Source organism: Parapedobacter deserti (assembly GCF_042646065.1).
In the GTDB taxonomy this organism is placed as follows: domain Bacteria; phylum Bacteroidota; class Bacteroidia; order Sphingobacteriales; family Sphingobacteriaceae; genus Parapedobacter; species Parapedobacter deserti.
Genome location: NZ_JBHRTA010000022.1, coordinates 87,087 through 103,667, shown reverse-complemented (window position 1 = coordinate 103,667; position 16,581 = coordinate 87,087). Strand labels below are relative to the sequence as shown.

Below are 16,581 nucleotides of genomic sequence, written 5' to 3'. Positions count from 1 at the left end.
TGCAGCTGGCTGATATAAAAAAAGGCCGTCTTCTTAGACAGCCCGTTCCGATTGTATTGTTTTTCATCCTGCGGAGAGGGAGGGATTCGAACCCTCGATACGCTCAACACGTATACACACTTTCCAGGCGTGCTCATTCGACCACTCTGACACCTCTCCGAATGGGTTGCAAAAGTAAGCGTTTATTTCAGCATTTCAAACGAAACGCAACGAATTTATAGGTAGCCGCTGACCATCGGCCTTCATCGGTACTACCGAGCATACAGATTAAAGCCCTATGATAAGGTCTAACGCTGACTAAGAAAATTGCACAAACCGATGGTTTCATTACTTAAGGCGTTCTAACTCTTTGATTCGCTGTTGCACGTAGGTGATGTACCTGCTTTCTTTTTCCGACGGGTTTTGCTTTAAGTACAACCGGTAGTATCGCAATGCATTATTCTTGTCCGACAGCTTTCGGTCATATACCACGCCAAGGCTGTAATAATGCAACGGAACCACTTCAAACTGAAGGCTGCGCACGTAACTGGCTACGGCAGATGACGGTTGGTTGGCTAGGTCGTGGAGGTCGGCTTTGCGCCCATAATAAAAAGCTGTATTAGTTGAAACGGCAAGCTCCAACACCTTATCCATGCAACTCAGCGCTTCTTTGTAGTGCTTCATTGCCTTATATGACATTGCTAAGTAATAGTAATCGAGCTCACCCATACGTTCATATAGCGCAAGCATACGATCATACGTTTCTTTAGCTCCGGCAAAATTGTTAGTATGGAAATATCCACGGGCCAATAGGGAGAGTACCACAGGACTTTCATCTCCTTGTTCGAGCAACCGCCGACCATAGCTCACCATCTCCGGATAAACTTCCAGTTTTTCGGCAACTTGGATTTTTCCTAATAACAGCATACCATGCCGCGGATCTGTTTGCAAAGCCGCCTGCAAAACGGAATCAGCCTTAACATATTGATCAAAATCCATGCACAATTTTGCAAAATCGTATGCAATATCGCTGTTTGAAGGTTGCAACTTGTTTGCACTTGCAAAATAGCGATAAGCGGTTTCGAAATCTGCCTTTCTTATCATTAAGCCGGATAAGGCTTTATATGCCGCTAGATGGGCTGTGTCGATCGCAATCACCCGTTCGTAGTAGCTGGTTGCCTGCACATATAGTCCCCGCTGTACGCTAATAGCGCCCAAGTTGAGCAAGGTGGGAATGTGCAGACTGTCCTGGGCATGTAGCCGCAGGTAGTATTGTTCAGCCAGATTGTAGTCGCCAGCCATCCGATAACAGTAAGCAAGCCGACTCAAAACCGTTGGGTCAGCTGTCGTTTCCGGATAGAACATGTTTAGGTACTCCGCAGCCTCACGATATTGCTGCGTTTGATAGAACTCGACTAGTCGGGCATCATCCGGTTGTCGGTCTTGGGCGTAGCCCGTTAAACAAGAAAAGCAGAGGTAAGGTAACGCAATTGCGTGCAAAACAGTGTTCATAGCGCTAAATATTAACTCATCAACTAATGCTTTAGCAGAGTAACTAAAAAATTAGTTTAAGAAAAACATTTTACGCTTTTTTTTGTTTATCAAATTAAAAAAGACATAGTTATGGACAAATTAAAGAAATTCGAATTGATGGAAAAAATTGTTCGCGAGCTCGAGGATGTGAAGCGGAGCCAGCAGGCGGTACTTGAAAAAATAGGCAAGGTGGAAGTGGATAACATTGAATTGGGAGATAGTCGCCTCGAAAAGGTATTGCCGGAGATTTACCAGCGTACAGCCGATAACTCCGATGCCATAACTGATTTGTTGAGCTCTTTTGCTGAAACGACCGATGAATTTGCCGCTAAGAACAAGGTGGACCAACTCCGGCAGCAGCAGGAAGCCGGAGGTAACCGCAACGCTTAACCACATGACCTCCCCTATTGTATTATTCCATAACGTAATGTTTTAAAAAAAAACACCGTTTAAATCGTAAGATGGCGAATATACCCCCCATTCCTAATGCAGAAAAAAGTCCTGATTGCGTGGCAATCAGGACTAGTTTTTAAGTTTATAATTAGTTGGTTTGCGCAATAAAAATATAAAAAATTTACCGCCCCTCGTAACCTATTATTCAAAATAGTCAATTTTTTTTACCAAACACTCATAACAGATTGTATATCAGGCATAAAAACAAAACCTAATTATCCTCGTTTATAGTCGATTGTAAAAATAAAAGACCACGTCCATCCCCAATACGGCCTCGCTCAGTGTATAATAGCCTTTTCCTTCGTACGAGAATGCGATCGCCTCCCCTTGTGGCTCCGGCAGATACGGTAGCACAACAGCCGGTTTACTGAGTGCGTCTGCCACAGATTCGCCCCGCTTCCGTGTCCAATAGAAAACGCTCACTAGGTTTTTCATCAAAAGCTCAGTTCCGTCGGGGCTAATATCGGCTGCTGTAATGAATGTGAGTGGTAAGGTTGCTTCCCGACGGAGCACTAACGTATCAACCGGTTTAAGACCTTTCGGCAATTCTGTGTAATACAGGCCCACCCTCAATTCCCGTTTGCTGACAACGTATAGTCGTTCATCTATTGGGTCGAAAAACAGCGATTCGGCATCTCTGGACCCGTCTTCGTACCGCAACGCAAATGATCGGATAGCCGCATTTGGAATCGTGTCGATAATGGGTCCAGATCTGCTTAGCAACGGTTCTTCAAAAATATGTACATCCACGACTGCACGGCGACCAGCGTTGTCTCCAATATCGCCGACTACGAGGTAGTTTACCCCTTGGCGTTCCATCACTCCAATGTCCTCCCAATCGCACGCGTGGATCCCTTCCAGGTAGAAGGTAGCTTTATGCCTTGCCGAATCATCAATGAGAAAAATCCGTGCCGCGTCACCGCTATCGTTATGTGTCCAGAAATGCCTAGCATTTACCCGAGATGCCACCAATCCAGATGCTTCATGAATCTCAACATGGCGCACGCTACCAAGGTTCTGCCTCTTAGAGAAGGGTATGCTGTCCTGAGCAAACGCGGCAACCGCCATAAAGCAACTGGCGATTGCGGTCAACTGTATATGTAGCGTCATTCAGCCAAAATACAAATTAATTTTACTAAAAGACATTTTCTGTATCTTTGCTGCGTAATTGCCACACCATGAATGTACACCAATTTTACGATAACGGACTGGCTCATGCGTCTTATGCCATATTGAGTGAAGGAGTGGTCGCTTTGATCGACCCCGCACGTGATCCTCAGCCCTATTTGGACTTTGCTGCGCAGCATCATGCCAAGATCCAAGCCATCATCGAAACACACCCACATGCAGATTTTGTCAGTTCGCACCTTGAACTTCATCTGCTTACTGGAGCGCCCATTTACACCAGTCGCTTGGTCGGTGCTGAGTATACGCATCAGGCGTTTGATGACGGCGACCACATTACGTTGGGCAAGATCGATCTTGAAGCAATTAACACTCCGGGGCACTCTCCTGATAGCATCTGCGTCTTATTGAGAGATGAGCTTCGGCAACCGTACGCTGTGTTTACAGGCGATACCCTCTTTGTGGGAGATGTGGGCCGACCCGATCTACGGGAAAATGTCGGAAATATCACAGCCAAAGCGTCTGCACTGGCCAGGCAGCTTTACCACGCCACCCGACATAAGCTAATGTCCCTCCCTCCACATGTGCTAGTCTACCCTGCCCACGGACCCGGTTCACTTTGCGGTAAAAATATGAGCAATGACCTACACAGCACTATTGGTAGAGAGGTCAGTGAAAACTATGCGCTGCAGCCCATGGATGAGGAAGAATTTGTTGCATTGGTAACCGAACAGCAGCCATTCGTGCCGAAATATTTCGAATATGATGTGGCACTCAATAAAAAGGGTGCTAATGGGTTCAGTGCCAGCATCGAATTTATCCCAACGTTAAAGAAACCAGTAGATCTGGTGGAAGGAATTACTATTGTCGACGGCCGTCCAGGCGAACAGTTCAGGGCTGGGCATCTTCCGGCAGCTATAAATATACCCGACGGGCTAAGATTCGAGACGTGGTTGGGAGCCGTCATCAATCCAAACGAGCCATTTTACCTCTTAGCCGAGAATGCAGCGCAACTTCAGTTGCTTGTCGAGAAAGCGGCTAAAATCGGCTATGAACAGCACATTGAAGCGAAATTAATTATAACCGGCGGTCCAAAACAATCAACTCCATTCAACATGGACCATTTTATCGGCAACCCGCAGGCTTATACCATCGTGGATATTCGGAATCGGCAGGAAACTGCGGCAAATCGTCTGTTTGAGCAATCTCTTAGTATACCACTACCTGAATTGCGTGAGCGTCTGAACCAAATTCCAACATCGAAGCCCATCGCAGTGCACTGTGCAGGCGGCTATCGTTCCGCAATCGGTTCGAGTATCATTGCTGCCGCGTTTCCCGAGGTATCTGTCCAGGATATAAGCAATCATATTTTGGACTTCACGGCCGCCGGCTGATGTGGAATGTCGTCTTGTCTATTGGACTGGCGCTCGGATCGGTAAGGCAGGATTCAACCGTCAACCCGGAATTTGCGCTGCTCTTAAAACGTGCGTACCGACATAGCGTACCCACCGTCTCCGTAAGTGAATTAAAAAGCATGATCAAGCGGGGCGCGATCGTGCTGGACGCCCGCGAACAGGAGGAGTTTGAAATCAGTCATATAAAACGTGCTAGGCACGTCGGCTATATTTGGTTCGACATGCGGAAAGTGTACGACATCCCGAAAACGGATACCGTAGTTGTATATTGTGCAATAGGCAAGCGCAGCGAACGCATTGGCGAAAAACTCCAACGCGCGGGATACCAGCATGTATACAATTTGTTCGGGGGCATCTACGAGTGGGCCAATCAACGAAATCCGGTATATAACTGTTCAAATATCCAGACGACGGAAGTACACATCTACGACGATGACTGGTCGAGATGGCTCGAAAACGCCTCGAGAGTATATTAATTAATACCGCTTTTTTTAAAATACAGCGTGCTCTTTCGCTGCGAGGTAACGCTCAGCCTCCAAAGCTGCCATACATCCCGTACCGGCCGCCGTCACCGCCTGACGGTATACGTGGTCTTGCACATCCCCACAGGCAAATACACCTTCGATATTGGTACGAGTGCTGTCCGACTTGGTAATAAGGTAGCCATTGGCGTCCATGTCCAATATCCCGTGAAACAGCTCCGTATTGGGCTTATGCCCTATCGCGACGAAGAAACCAGTCACAGGCAAGAGTGTCTCTGCAAATGTTTGGTTGTCGTAAACCAGTACCCCTGTTACACTCTGTCCGTCCCCAACAATTTCCTTTGCCTGAGTGTTGTAATGAATTTCAATGTTTGGCGTATTCAGCACGCGGTGTTGCATGGCTTTCGAGGCGCGAAATTCATCCCTTCGGACCAGCATGTGCACTTTATTGGCAAGTTTTGCAAGATATGTGGCTTCTTCGGCGGCGGTATCCCCCGCCCCTACGATGGCAACGTCCTGTCCCCTAAAAAAGAAACCGTCGCATACCGCACAGGCTGATACGCCGAAGCCGTTGTATTTCTGTTCGCTCTCCAAGCCCAACCACTTTGCCGTAGCACCTGTAGCGATGATTACAGTCTCCGCAGTAATCGTTTTTTCTCCATCCACTACTACTTTATGCACGTCATTGGAGAAATCTACGGCAGTAATGTAGCCAAAGCGTATATCCGTGCCGAAACGCTCTGCCTGTTTCCTGAAATCCTCCATCATCTGCGGCCCCATTACGCCGTCCGGATAACCCGGAAAGTTCTCTACATCGGTGGTCTGTGTAAGCTGCCCCCCAGGTGTGATACCCGTATACATCACCGGTTTCAGATCAGCCCTGGCAGCATAAATAGCCGCTGTGTAACCCGCAGGCCCAGAGCCGATAATAAGACATTTTACGTGTTCGGTTTCTCGTGACATAACTATGTTTTAATCGCACAAAAATACACCTTTGCCTTCTGTAGTTCAATACCGGTTTGTCAGGCACAGGTAAGTATTATTCCGCTTATTTTCCAAATTTTTCTTGCAAGTTTTTTAGCATATCCTCTGTTATCGGGCTCGCTTTGCGTTTTGGCTGCTGCTGATGATCGGATCCGCGCTTATCAGGGCCGGCAGACACCGCGCCTTCGGCAGATTTCGGCAAAGCGTCCGCTTTTGAAAGCGCCATCCGTTGTTCCTTTTGCTTTGCACGGAAACGTTGCCAGACCTTGTCCAGGCACTTTTTGGTATATAATGGGAAATCGCCTTGCATCATCCACGAATAATAGCTCGGTTCTACCGCAAACACTTCCTCCACGGTGCGCCCCTTGTGTTTTCCAAAATTGAACACTTCGTCCCCATGCTCATTGAATACCATCCTTCCCGCAAAATCTACTGGGCGGCTTAAGTTGGTGAATCGGTGCAGCGCTTCGACATCATTGACTACGGGCGTACTTTTATTGCCTGCTTTATCCTCCCATTCCACGCCCTGATAACGCTCCAGTTGAGACTTCAAAACCTCGTACGTAGCTTTCACATCGTCTTCTGCGCTGTGCGCGTTATCCAGATTCTTACCGCAATAAAAATTATAGGCTGCTTTTAGTGTGCGCTGTTCCATCTGGTGAAATATGTTCTGTACGTCCACAAAGAAGCGACCATCCAATGAAAACTCAACATCAGCACGGATAAATTCTTCCATGAGCATCGGAATATCAAACTTATTGGAATTGTATCCTGCTAAGTCAGCATCGCCGATAAAATCAGCAAGCTCAACCGCCACATCTTTAAAGGTAGGTGCATCGCGAACGTCTTCGTCATAAATGCCATGAAAGAGCGATGAAGATAAGGGAATGGGCATTTGGGGATTTATTTTCAGCGTTTTCACCATTTCGCTGCCATCTGGAGAGACCTTCAAAATAGAAATCTCCACAATGCGGTCTGCCGATATGTTTACGCCAGTGGTCTCCAAATCAAAAAATGCCAATGGGCGTCTTAATTTAAGATTCATTCGTGATGTTATTCGTGTATATTAATTCGCTTTTGATGGTGCCTATGGCTTCCTTACTCAGCATACTTTAGGTGTCGAAAACGATAATTGGAGTCAGCTGAATACCACAATGCCCAATAAAATACCAATCACCATGACTACGTACAGCAGAATTTCATTTGTGGCAAAGCGTTTATTCCTTGTCCAAAAACTGTACTCATCCATTTCCGGTTGTTTGATTTCCATTACTCCGCAAAGGTAAGGATTATTTTGAAACATTTATGTCGAACCGTTTTCCCAGTGCGTCGAGCATTAGATAAAACCGGAATAAATCCGCAATGCAACATACGGAAATATCATTTGTTCCTTACATTTGCACCATGCAAGTATACCTGGACAATGCTGCCACCACTGCACTCGACCCCGAGGTCATCACAGCCATGGTCGAAATCTTGGAACATAACTTTGGGAACCCATCGTCCATCCATGCGCATGGACGGCAGGTGAAAACCATCATAGAGAAAGCGCGTAAAACCGTTGCCGGACTGCTGAATGCGGCTCCTGCTGAAATATTTTTTACTTCTGGTGGCACTGAGGCGGATAATATGGCTATCGTTAGGGGCATTGTCGACAATGGCATCACCCGCGCCATCACCTCTCCATTGGAGCATCATGCTGTACTGCACACCTTAGAAGAATTGGAAAATAACGGTACGATCGAGTTAAGCCTTTTGAATGTGGATGACCAAGGCCATGTAGACTTACATCAATTGGAGCAGCTGCTGGAACGTGGCCCCCGCTCGTTCGTTTCGCTGATGCATGCCAATAACGAAATCGGTACGCTGACGGACATTGAGTATGTGTCGGCTCTATGCAAGCAATATAATGCCATCTTCCATTCTGACACCGTTCAGACCATGGGGCATTTCGTACACGACCTGAATAAACTACAGATTGACTTCGTGACCGGCGCTGCTCATAAATTCCATGGCCCGAAGGGCGTAGGCTTCCTTTACATCAGCCGCCACACAAAGATAAAGCCACTTATATACGGTGGAGCACAGGAACGCAACATGCGTGGTGGAACGGAAAATGTCTATGGCATAGTGGGGCTTGCCAAAGCGCTGGAAATCTGCTATGCCCACATGGATGAACACCGGCATCATATTCAAGGGTTAAAGAACTATATGATAGCCCAGCTGCGAGAGCATGTGCCGGATGTGCGCTTCAATGGCGATATTGATCCGGAAAACAGTCTGTATACCGTTGTCAATGCTTCGTTTCCCTGCACGGACATCGCCGATATGATGCTCTTCAATCTTGATATTTCTGGCATCTCAGCCTCCGGGGGAAGTGCATGCAGCTCGGGATCGGACATTGGGTCACATGTTTTGCGGTCAATAGGCGCCGACCCCAAACGGCCCAGCGTGCGCTTTTCTTTTTGCAAAAACAACACAAAGGAAGAAGTTGACTTTGTGATTCGCAAACTGCGCCAACTCTGCCAGGAAAAAGCGTAAATTCCGTTTTGTCCAAACAACGGCATTTCCCTGCTGTTAGTGCATATATAGGAACTAATTGAAAGGAGAAATGTTATGGACCCGAAGAAACCATTTGCTAACGACCCCGAGAAGGAGCGATTAGAGCATCCCACTGATGAAGTTGAAAACGATCGGGTGGATAACATCGAAGAAGATGACGACTCAGTCGATGTAGACGAAGTCATCGAAAAGAGGAGTTATGCCGACAGGAACCATGGCCGGACAAACGAAGGTCCGGCTGACGTCAGCAATCCAGGAACGATTTGATCCGATTGATGGCCGATCGTAATAACGGGAGTCGGCCATCAATTATTCGTCGTCGTCATCGATTCCCATGACCAACCGGTAAGCGGCCTGCAATTCCGACAGTGCATGCATGTTATGTCTGTTTCTTGCAGCATGCATACCGCGCTCATATGTTGATATGGCGTCTTGTTTTCGACTCAGAGCCTCGTACAGCTTTCCTAAGTGATAATAGGTGCCCACATAAGATGGATGATTAGTCAGCAGGTCTTCAAAATATTGGAGTGCTTCGTCTGTTGCTCCGGATTTCAAGTACTCGGTTGCAAGGGCATATTTGAGGAAAGGATCGTTTGGGGTTTCCAATAAAAAGCGCTGTAATTGTGATAAACGGTCGTTCATACTGACTCAACGATTAAACTGCTGCGATGGCAAACTTATCACTTTTTTGGTTATTTCCGATAAGCCAATGGAAATACTATGCTTGCATAATAAAAAAACTTTGTCGACTTTTGTAAAGAGCCGGTTGCCAAAAACGACCGTTTGCTTGACCGGCTATGGTCGTCGAAAAATAATCATTGCACCAATAATTTTACGATGAAGATACTTGTTTGCATCAGTCATGTTCCGGACACGACATCAAAAATAACCTTTTCCGACGGTGATACAGCATTGAACACGACAGGGCTCCAATACATTGTCAACCCTTATGATGAAATCGCTTTATCGAAAGCAATCAGTTTAGCCGAAGGAGGAAAAGGTACCGTAACGGTTATTAATGTGGGTGAAGCAATCACTGAAGCTACCATTCGTAAAACCTTGGCCATTGGAGCTGATGAGGCGGTGCGCGTGAATGCCGCACCCCGAGATGCATGGTTCGTAGCACACCAGATCGCGGGCTATGCGAGGGAAAAACAATTTGACGTTATCCTCACGGGAAAGGAATCCATCGACTACAATGGTGTTCAGGTGGCTGCGTTCGTTGGCGAGCTGCTGGGAATTCCCTCAGTGTCTACCGCCAAGAAAATAGAAGTTGCCGGTGATTCGGCTACCGTGGAACGGGAGATAGAAGGTGGAAAAGAGGTGCTTTCAATTCCGTTGCCCATCGTTGTAGGCACAGCTGAAGGAGTTGCCGAACCACGTATCCCCAATATGCGAGGCATCATGAGTGCCCGCACAAAGCCACTGACCGTAATTGGTCCCGTGGATGTGCCGGTATGGAGCAAAGTGGTGGGCTATGAAGCGCCTGAACCGCGTGGTACCGTCACGTTGATTGATGCCGGGGAAGTAGAGAAACTCGTGGATTTATTGCATAACAAGGCTCGAGTAATTTAATTTATTCAAGTACAATGTTCCCTTTTCAATTTTTTTTTACACAGATATGTCAGTTTTAGTATATACAGAAAACACCGATGGCAAGTTCAAGAAGTCCGTGCATGAAGTTGTTTCCTACGCCAAAGCCGTCGCGGATGCTATAAATACAACTGTTACGGCGATATCTATTGGCAATGTGGACCCATCGGATCTGGCGTCATTGGGCAACTATGGCGCCTCTAAGGTGCTTAATGTATCGGCAGACCGACTTAAGCAGTTCACTAATCAAGCTTATGCCTCAGTCATCGCCGCCGCCACCGACCACATAGGTGCAAATGTAATAGTTCTTTCCAACTCATTTAGCGGGAAAGGACTGGCGCCGAGGGTGGCAGCCAAGCTGGGTGCTGGGCTGGCCGATAGTGCCGTGGAATTGCCTCGGTTTGATGGGGACCGGCTGACCGTTAAGAAGACCGCCTTTTCGGGAAAAGCCTACGCCATTACCGAGCTCAGTTCTGCAAAAAAAGTTATTTCCCTCAACCCGAATGCCTTTGAAGTACGCGAAACGGGCGGCAGTACAGAGATAGAAACATTCAGCCCTGAAATTCCGGCCGGCGACTTCGCTGCGGTCATCCACGATATCGTCCGCGCTACGGATAAGGTGACCCTGCCGGACGCCGAGATTGTTGTATCCGCGGGCCGCGGACTTAAAGGGCCGGAAAATTGGGGAATAATAGAAGAGCTGGCCGAAGCGCTGGGCGCAGCAACGGCATGCTCGAAACCGGTGTCTGACGCCGGTTGGAGGCCTCATTCCGAACATGTTGGACAAACAGGTATTACCGTAAGCCCCAACCTGTATATTGCCATCGGCATTTCCGGCGCCATACAGCACCTGGCAGGCGTCAGCGCCTCTAAAATAATTGTCGTTATCAACAAGGATGCGGAAGCTCCATTTTTCAAGGCGGCCGACTACGGTATCGTCGGAGATGCGTTAGAAGTAGTCCCCAAGCTTACTGCGGCAATAAAGGCACATAAAGGCAATTAATCGGTTGATTTTTCCATAACATTTTGCATCTTTGTATTTCCTGCGCGGAATCATGCATGAAGAAGATAAAATTAGATATCGTCGGATTATCCTATAGCCAGACCCAATCAGGGGCGTATGCATTGGTTTTGGGCGAGGTGTCAGGGCGCAGGAGGTTGCCCATCATTATTGGAGGCTTTGAAGCGCAGGCGATTGCCATCGAAATCGAAAAAATGACGCCCAGTCGGCCATTGACACACGACCTATTCAAGGCCTTTGCGGAAACCTACCACATACGGATCGACGAAGTGATTATCTATAACTTGGTTGATGGTATCTTTTATGCAAAAATCATTTTTAACGATGGCCACAAGCAAACCGAGATTGATGCGCGTACCTCTGACGCCATTGCGCTAGCCGTTCGTTTTAAAGCTCCGGTCTATACCTATGAGTTCATACTGGCCTCTGCTGGCATCGTCATTGAAGGAAACGATTTCGTATTTCTAGAAAACATTGAGTCTGCAGGAACGAACGATCCGGAAGCTATGGCACCAAAAGACGCCGGCTCGTCTTTCACTTCCATGACGGATGACCAATTGCAGGAATTGCTAACAAAGGCACTCGCAGAGGAAATGTACGAAAAGGCAGCTCGGATAAGAGATGAGATTTCTCGTCGAAAGTCGTCCTAGCGACAGCTCAATCAATAGCGAACACCTGCTCGTTCACGGAACACGAACCATCGACCACCTTTATCAACACCACCAACGATCAAACGATGCCGATAAAAATTCGACTCACGGTGATGAACTTCCTGCAGTTTTTCGTTTGGGGTTCATGGCTGATTTCGCTTGGCGGGTATATGGGAAGCCAACTGGGCTTTTCTGGCCTGCAGGTCGGATCGGTCTATTCAACCATGGGAATAGCATCTGTGTTCATGCCTGGGCTGTTGGGTATCGTAGCCGACCGATGGGTCAATGCCGAACGGGTATTCGCCGTGGCTCATTTCATTGCCGCTGGGGCGCTGATTGCAGCGGCACAGGTCACAGACTTCCAGACGTTCTATGTCTTGATGCTCATCAACTCACTGTTTTACATGCCGACGCTGGCATTGTCCAACTCCGTGTGCTATAATGTGTTGACGCGCAATGGGCACGACGTTGTCAAAGCCTTCCCTCCTATCCGTGTGTGGGGCACCGTGGGTTTCATTGTGGCTATGTGGAGCGTCGATCTCCTAAGCTGGACAAAAAACACAAGCCAGCTTTATCAAGCCGCAGTAGCAGGGCTTTTTCTGGGATGTTATGCTTTCACAGTACCGCCGTCTCCGCCGTTTTTAGACGAGACCCGCAGAAAGTCATGGGTATCCTCATTGGGGCTGGATGCCTTTGTTTTATTCAAACACCGGAATACAGCATTGTTTTTCCTTTTTTCCTTGATGCTTGGCGCCGCATTGCAAATTACCAATGCTTTCGGCGGACCGTTTTTAGACGATTTTCGGGCGACTTATCCTGGTTCGTTCGGCGCACAGCACCCCAACCTGCTGCTTTCTATATCGCAGATTTCCGAAACATTTTTTATCCTGCTGATCCCGTTTTTCCTACGCCGTTTCGGCATCCGAAACGTCATCCTGTTCAGTATCCTCGCTTGGGTACTCCGGTTTGCATTATTCGGCTTGAGCAATCCCCATGACAGACTTTATTTACTAATTTTATCAATGATCATATACGGGATGGCGTTCGATTTCTTCAATATTTCCGGCTCGCTGTACGTAGAGAAAGTTGCAGAGCCAAAAATCCGTTCCAGTGCACAAGGACTGTTTATGATTATGACCAACGGTTTCGGGGCGATCGTTGGCGGCTACGGCAGCGGCTGGGTGGTAGACCACTTTACAAACGCCGAAGGTCAGCGGGATTGGCCTAGCATCTGGTTTACTTTTTCAGGCTACGCATTGGTCCTGGCTGTGCTCTTTCTCTTAATTTTTCGGAATAAGCGAATGATTGCAACCAGAAGTTTATAAAGCGGCTTCAACAATAGCTTTAGCCGCCCCAAAGCTCACAACCATGGAATCGTCGTACTTGCCAGTGAAATTTTCTTAAAACCGCAGTGGTTACAATAGCCTTAGCAAATGCTCCTTATTCAATGTTCGGAAAAAGGGTGCATCGTTTCTTACCAGCCCATCCGCCAGCGCGCTTTTCGTAGCCTGCAATTGCAGTACTTTTTCTTCTACCGTGCCCGGTGTGACCAGCCGGTATGCCATCACTTTTCGGTTCTGCCCAATCCGGTGTACACGGTCTATCGCTTGGTGTTCGACTGCCGGGTTCCACCAGGGATCTATCAGATACACTACCTCCGCCGCTGTAAGGTTCAGCCCCATGCCACCGGCTTTAAGGCTTACCAGGAAGACACGCATGGTGGGATCGTTCTGAAAGGTGTTTACCACTTCTTCACGGACCCGCGTACTACCCGTCAAGGTCACATAGCGGACACCGATGCTACTCAACATGTCACCCACTAAATGCAACATGGACACAAACTGCGAAAAGATGACCACCTTGTGATAAGGACTCTTTTCCTTAATTCGCTCCTTCAGCAACTCAAGCTTGGCCGATACTGCGGTGTTCAGCATGCCATCGGGCAGTAGTGCCGGAGAATTACAGATTTGCCGCAAGCGCGTCAGTCCGCGGAGCACATATATCGGACTTTTGTCCAGTTCATCGCCCGACAGTGCGCAGATAAATTCGCGGAACTCCCTTTCATAGGCGTCGTATACCTTACGCTGCTCGTTGCCCATCTCGCTATAAAGCACCATTGACACCTTCTCTGGCAGATCAGCCGCCACATCGGCTTTGGTGCGTCTCAGGATGAATGGTTGGATTTTCTGCTGGAGTTCTATCCGTCGTTTCTGGTTTTTGAACTGGTCGATAGGCTTACCGTATACGTCACGGAAATACCGCTTATCGCCCAATAATCCCGGACAGGCAAATGAAAGCTGTCCGTATAGATCGAACGAACTATTCTCCAAAGGGGTCCCCGTAATGGCTATCCGGTTGCGTGACTGTAAGAGGCGAACGGCTTTGTAGCGCTGAGAATCAGGGTTCTTGATATGCTGGGATTCATCAAGATAGACATAGTTGAAGAAAAAGTCTTTAAGCGAACGGACATCAGACAGTAACGTCGTGTAAGACGTCAGCACCACGTTGTAACGGTTAATCGTGTCAATGGATTTCGGGCGATCAGGTCCGTACAATGTCAGTACCTCCAATGAAGGTGCTAGCGCCGCCAATTCGCGCTGCCAATTGAAGATCAATGTTGCGGGCGCTACTACCAGATCGGTGCCCGTACGTCCACTTTCGCGTTGCGAAAGCATAAACGCAATCACTTGGACGGTTTTTCCCAACCCCATCTCGTCCGCCAATATACCGCCCAAGTTGAAACGATCCAAGAAGCTTAGCCAGTTCAACCCCTGTCGCTGATATGGGCGGAGCACCGCTTTCAGCCCGTGCGGCACCGCTACCGGCTGGATCGCCTCAACGTCGTTCAGTTGTTCACGCAATTTCACTATCTCCGCGGCAGTTGTTTTGTCCAGCATCGCCGCATCATAAAGCGCAGACACCGTCTCGAAATTCGATTTGGTAAAGCGAATCGTCTCATCATCCAGCACCTCGCCTGCCCGGAAGTATGCCGCAAATTTCTCCAGCCACTCCTGGGGGAGGATGCCCATTGTACCGTCGCCCAACGCCACATACCTGCTCTTGTTACGAAGGGCTGCTTGAATCTTTTTCAGCGATGCTTTCTTTTTTCCGAAGCGCACTTCGTGCGTGGCGTTAAACCAGTTTATCCCGCTGGTGACCCTAATATCAATAGCTACTTTGTTCGGAATTAACTTACTATTCAGCTCATTAAATCCATATACCTCAATTCCCAATCGACTCCACGCGTCAAATACCCGCAAAAACCATGTTTCATCCAAAAAGTATTTCTTATGCAGGAAAAAGTAGTAAAGTTTATTATCCATTTGCTCTGCCAGATGAGGATGCTGCTTGATAAGCAGGAACTTAAACTCCTGCTCAAAGTCGTCATCCCGGGAGACGATGAAGTCCCTCCCTCTTCCATCCACCGCCTTCACTTGCCTTTCCGTGCGGATAGCTACCTCGGCTTCCCCGTAGCGCACCACTGGAATGATCATAACATGCTGGCCAAAATCCGACAAGTATATAAGCCGCTCCGGAGGCACCGCAAACCCGTTCTCTAACAATTGCTCTGCCGTGCCCGGCTTGATGTTCGGGTAGGTTACCTGTATGCTGTCGGACAGTTTGTCTAGCAACAACCGTTGGAAATCCCGGTATCTGCTGGCATGGATAAGTAATTTGCCCTGATGTTCCCGAAACAACACCACCAAGGAGAGCAGGAGGGCGCTATCGATTAAATAAAGCGTGCTGTTCAATGAGAAAAAGCAGCCGGCTGTGAGCGATAATTCATGTATGGCGTACGTTTTCCCTGCCAGGGTAACTGCGCCCGTCACCGCGTAGAAAACGCCTTCGGCTTGCACCGAAAGGCATACCGTGTCGGGTAATAGCGCCGTTTTAGTTAACACCAACGATTTAGAAGAAATTTTAGTCCCAAATTGCTCGTCATGGTAGTAAAACGGATGACCACTCCCGTTTTTCAAGATAATCCGCAGTGCTTCCAAGTCCGCAGCCATCCGGTCGACGCCTTTTACCTGCTGAAGTTTGGCGACAGCCGCATAAAACATCGCTTCACCTAAGCTGGCTGATTCCGTGAGCAGGCTAAGTGGATCTACAGGGGTTAGCGGAGCCTTTAGGCCACCTGATTGGGTTCGTTCTGCGTCAAACAGTTCAACTACTGGATGGCGGTAATATTTGTGGCGAGCGATAACCGCAATGGTCCGTTCCGCTGTCGATACGGCGACGTCAGGGTGGCATTGGCGCTCTGCCTGCGCACCCAGTTCTCGCAGCTTGGGCGAATCAAGTGGTAGCAATCCGGCATTGCGCGGTTTGATGGTTAACCGCCCTTCGGCAAGAACCGGCTTTAAATAGAGGTCGAGATCTGGCTCATGCTCCAAGCCATAGGCCATAGCGGCTTCCCGCAGCTTCTGATGCCGGACCAGCGGCTTGAAAAATATATTGAGCTCCTCGCTCCTGAGAATCATAGTCAACACCATTGCCTCCGCAAGCGTCATTTTATTTGACAGACCAGGCAGGTCACCCGAGACAATCACGTGTCCGTTTTCCTGCACTATTCCAACGGTGGCAAGTGTGCCGTCGGGAAGGCGGCAAGTAAATACTCCCCGGTCTACTTCCAGTTTCAGGGGCTTAACTGCCCCTGCGTCCACCCAGAAACCCCGCTCGCTTAGCGACGCTACCATTGATTCGGTAAACTGGTCAACGGCCGTACAGCGCAAAATAAAGACGTGGCACTCTTGAAAATCGAGCATGTCGCAAATATATCCTTTTCC

The 16,581-nt window shown here is 48.3% G+C and carries 16 protein-coding genes and 1 tRNA gene; 9 read left to right on the top strand and 8 right to left on the bottom strand.

All coding sequences use genetic code 11. The annotated features are described in order from the left end of the window. Window positions 1-71: 71 nt before the first annotated feature. Both ACFOET_RS07205 and ACFOET_RS07200 read right to left on the bottom strand, forming a co-directional pair. Window positions 72-159: transfer RNA gene (locus ACFOET_RS07205), tRNA-Ser, on the bottom strand. A 168-nt stretch (window positions 160-327) separates the two neighbouring features. Further along, on the bottom strand, window positions 328-1,491 hold the full coding sequence (locus ACFOET_RS07200; RefSeq protein WP_379021048.1) for a tetratricopeptide repeat protein: 1,164 nt from the start codon (window positions 1,489-1,491) through the stop codon (window positions 328-330). 111 nt (window positions 1,492-1,602) lie between these two features. Here ACFOET_RS07200 and ACFOET_RS07195 point away from each other — a divergent pair, with 111 nt between their 5' ends. Further along, the gene (locus ACFOET_RS07195) at window positions 1,603-1,902 is read left to right on the top strand and encodes a hypothetical protein (RefSeq protein ID WP_379021046.1); all 300 of its coding nucleotides are present in this window, start codon (window positions 1,603-1,605) and stop codon (window positions 1,900-1,902) included. A 288-nt stretch (window positions 1,903-2,190) separates the two neighbouring features. On the opposite strand, the gene ACFOET_RS07190 is transcribed toward ACFOET_RS07195, so the two are convergent. Continuing rightward, entirely contained in the window at window positions 2,191-3,075 is an 885-nt protein-coding gene (locus ACFOET_RS07190) for a hypothetical protein (RefSeq protein WP_379021044.1), read from the bottom strand. A gap of 68 nt (window positions 3,076-3,143) precedes the next feature. Here ACFOET_RS07190 and ACFOET_RS07185 point away from each other — a divergent pair, with 68 nt between their 5' ends. Together ACFOET_RS07185 and ACFOET_RS07180 are read left to right on the top strand one after the other, a co-directional pair. After that, entirely contained in the window at window positions 3,144-4,484 is a 1,341-nt protein-coding gene (locus tag ACFOET_RS07185) for an MBL fold metallo-hydrolase (protein WP_379021042.1), read from the top strand. Then, window positions 4,484-4,981 (top strand): rhodanese-like domain-containing protein, encoded by a 498-nt coding sequence (locus ACFOET_RS07180; RefSeq protein WP_379021040.1) that lies wholly within the window; start codon window positions 4,484-4,486, stop codon window positions 4,979-4,981. The genes ACFOET_RS07185 and ACFOET_RS07180 overlap by 1 nt, the downstream gene beginning before the upstream one ends. Before the next feature lie 15 nt (window positions 4,982-4,996). Here the strand turns inward: ACFOET_RS07180 and trxB are convergent, their stop codons facing one another. From trxB to ACFOET_RS07165, 3 genes are all read right to left on the bottom strand, one after another. Continuing rightward, window positions 4,997-5,950, bottom strand: a complete 954-nt coding sequence (trxB, locus tag ACFOET_RS07175) for a thioredoxin-disulfide reductase (RefSeq protein ID WP_379021038.1) — start codon at window positions 5,948-5,950, stop codon at window positions 4,997-4,999. Between the two features lie 85 nt (window positions 5,951-6,035). Beyond that, on the bottom strand, window positions 6,036-7,016 hold the full coding sequence (locus ACFOET_RS07170; RefSeq protein ID WP_379021036.1) for an exonuclease domain-containing protein: 981 nt from the start codon (window positions 7,014-7,016) through the stop codon (window positions 6,036-6,038). A gap of 93 nt (window positions 7,017-7,109) precedes the next feature. Continuing rightward, a complete protein-coding gene (locus ACFOET_RS07165) occupies window positions 7,110-7,241 on the bottom strand; it encodes a hypothetical protein (protein ID WP_379021034.1) in 132 nt (43 codons plus the stop codon). Window positions 7,242-7,375: 134 nt separating this feature from the next. Here ACFOET_RS07165 and ACFOET_RS07160 point away from each other — a divergent pair, with 134 nt between their 5' ends. Further along, the gene (locus ACFOET_RS07160; RefSeq protein ID WP_379021033.1) at window positions 7,376-8,512 is read left to right on the top strand and encodes a cysteine desulfurase family protein; all 1,137 of its coding nucleotides are present in this window, start codon (window positions 7,376-7,378) and stop codon (window positions 8,510-8,512) included. Between the two features lie 75 nt (window positions 8,513-8,587). Continuing rightward, a complete protein-coding gene (locus tag ACFOET_RS07155) occupies window positions 8,588-8,800 on the top strand; it encodes a hypothetical protein (protein ID WP_379021031.1) in 213 nt (70 codons plus the stop codon). Between the two features lie 42 nt (window positions 8,801-8,842). Here the strand turns inward: ACFOET_RS07155 and ACFOET_RS07150 are convergent, their stop codons facing one another. Beyond that, window positions 8,843-9,175 (bottom strand): tetratricopeptide repeat protein, encoded by a 333-nt coding sequence (locus tag ACFOET_RS07150; protein WP_379021029.1) that lies wholly within the window; start codon window positions 9,173-9,175, stop codon window positions 8,843-8,845. Between the two features lie 195 nt (window positions 9,176-9,370). Between ACFOET_RS07150 and ACFOET_RS07145 the strand changes: the two genes are divergently transcribed. The 4 genes from ACFOET_RS07145 (at window position 9,371) to ACFOET_RS07130 (ending at window position 13,122) form a co-directional block, all read left to right on the top strand. Further along, window positions 9,371-10,108 carry an electron transfer flavoprotein subunit beta/FixA family protein gene (locus ACFOET_RS07145; protein WP_379021028.1) on the top strand — a complete coding sequence of 246 codons (738 nt, stop codon included), beginning with the start codon at window positions 9,371-9,373 and terminating at the stop codon, window positions 10,106-10,108. Window positions 10,109-10,154: 46 nt separating this feature from the next. Then, window positions 10,155-11,129, top strand: a complete 975-nt coding sequence (locus tag ACFOET_RS07140) for an electron transfer flavoprotein subunit alpha/FixB family protein (RefSeq protein WP_379021026.1) — start codon at window positions 10,155-10,157, stop codon at window positions 11,127-11,129. Window positions 11,130-11,185: 56 nt separating this feature from the next. After that, entirely contained in the window at window positions 11,186-11,797 is a 612-nt protein-coding gene (locus ACFOET_RS07135) for a bifunctional nuclease domain-containing protein (RefSeq protein ID WP_379021024.1), read from the top strand. An 86-nt stretch (window positions 11,798-11,883) separates the two neighbouring features. Then, window positions 11,884-13,122, top strand: a complete 1,239-nt coding sequence (locus ACFOET_RS07130; RefSeq protein WP_379021022.1) for a nucleoside permease — start codon at window positions 11,884-11,886, stop codon at window positions 13,120-13,122. Between the two features lie 90 nt (window positions 13,123-13,212). On the opposite strand, the gene ACFOET_RS07125 is transcribed toward ACFOET_RS07130, so the two are convergent. Next, on the bottom strand, window positions 13,213-16,560 hold the full coding sequence (locus ACFOET_RS07125; protein WP_379021020.1) for a DEAD/DEAH box helicase: 3,348 nt from the start codon (window positions 16,558-16,560) through the stop codon (window positions 13,213-13,215). Between the last annotated feature and the right edge of the window lie 21 nt (window positions 16,561-16,581).

Excerpts from the sequence above, each read along its gene's own strand:
- ACFOET_RS07165 (WP_379021034.1), bottom strand. The coding sequence starts at position 7,241 with ATGGAAATCAAACAACCGGAAATGGATGAGTACAGTTTTTGGACAAGG.
- ACFOET_RS07145 (WP_379021028.1), top strand. The coding sequence starts at position 9,371 with ATGAAGATACTTGTTTGCATCAGTCATGTTCCGGACACGACATCAAAA.
- ACFOET_RS07180 (WP_379021040.1), top strand. The coding sequence starts at position 4,484 with ATGTGGAATGTCGTCTTGTCTATTGGACTGGCGCTCGGATCGGTAAGG.
- ACFOET_RS07135 (WP_379021024.1), top strand. The coding sequence starts at position 11,186 with ATGAAGAAGATAAAATTAGATATCGTCGGATTATCCTATAGCCAGACC.
- ACFOET_RS07200 (WP_379021048.1), bottom strand. The coding sequence starts at position 1,491 with ATGAACACTGTTTTGCACGCAATTGCGTTACCTTACCTCTGCTTTTCT.
- ACFOET_RS07125 (WP_379021020.1), bottom strand. The coding sequence starts at position 16,560 with ATGCTCGATTTTCAAGAGTGCCACGTCTTTATTTTGCGCTGTACGGCC.
- trxB (WP_379021038.1), bottom strand. The coding sequence starts at position 5,950 with ATGTCACGAGAAACCGAACACGTAAAATGTCTTATTATCGGCTCTGGG.
- ACFOET_RS07140 (WP_379021026.1), top strand. The coding sequence starts at position 10,155 with ATGTCAGTTTTAGTATATACAGAAAACACCGATGGCAAGTTCAAGAAG.
- ACFOET_RS07150 (WP_379021029.1), bottom strand. The coding sequence starts at position 9,175 with ATGAACGACCGTTTATCACAATTACAGCGCTTTTTATTGGAAACCCCA.
- ACFOET_RS07170 (WP_379021036.1), bottom strand. The coding sequence starts at position 7,016 with ATGAATCTTAAATTAAGACGCCCATTGGCATTTTTTGATTTGGAGACC.
- ACFOET_RS07155 (WP_379021031.1), top strand. The coding sequence starts at position 8,588 with ATGGACCCGAAGAAACCATTTGCTAACGACCCCGAGAAGGAGCGATTA.
- ACFOET_RS07185 (WP_379021042.1), top strand. The coding sequence starts at position 3,144 with ATGAATGTACACCAATTTTACGATAACGGACTGGCTCATGCGTCTTAT.
- ACFOET_RS07195 (WP_379021046.1), top strand. The coding sequence starts at position 1,603 with ATGGACAAATTAAAGAAATTCGAATTGATGGAAAAAATTGTTCGCGAG.
- ACFOET_RS07160 (WP_379021033.1), top strand. The coding sequence starts at position 7,376 with ATGCAAGTATACCTGGACAATGCTGCCACCACTGCACTCGACCCCGAG.
- ACFOET_RS07190 (WP_379021044.1), bottom strand. The coding sequence starts at position 3,075 with ATGACGCTACATATACAGTTGACCGCAATCGCCAGTTGCTTTATGGCG.
- ACFOET_RS07130 (WP_379021022.1), top strand. The coding sequence starts at position 11,884 with ATGCCGATAAAAATTCGACTCACGGTGATGAACTTCCTGCAGTTTTTC.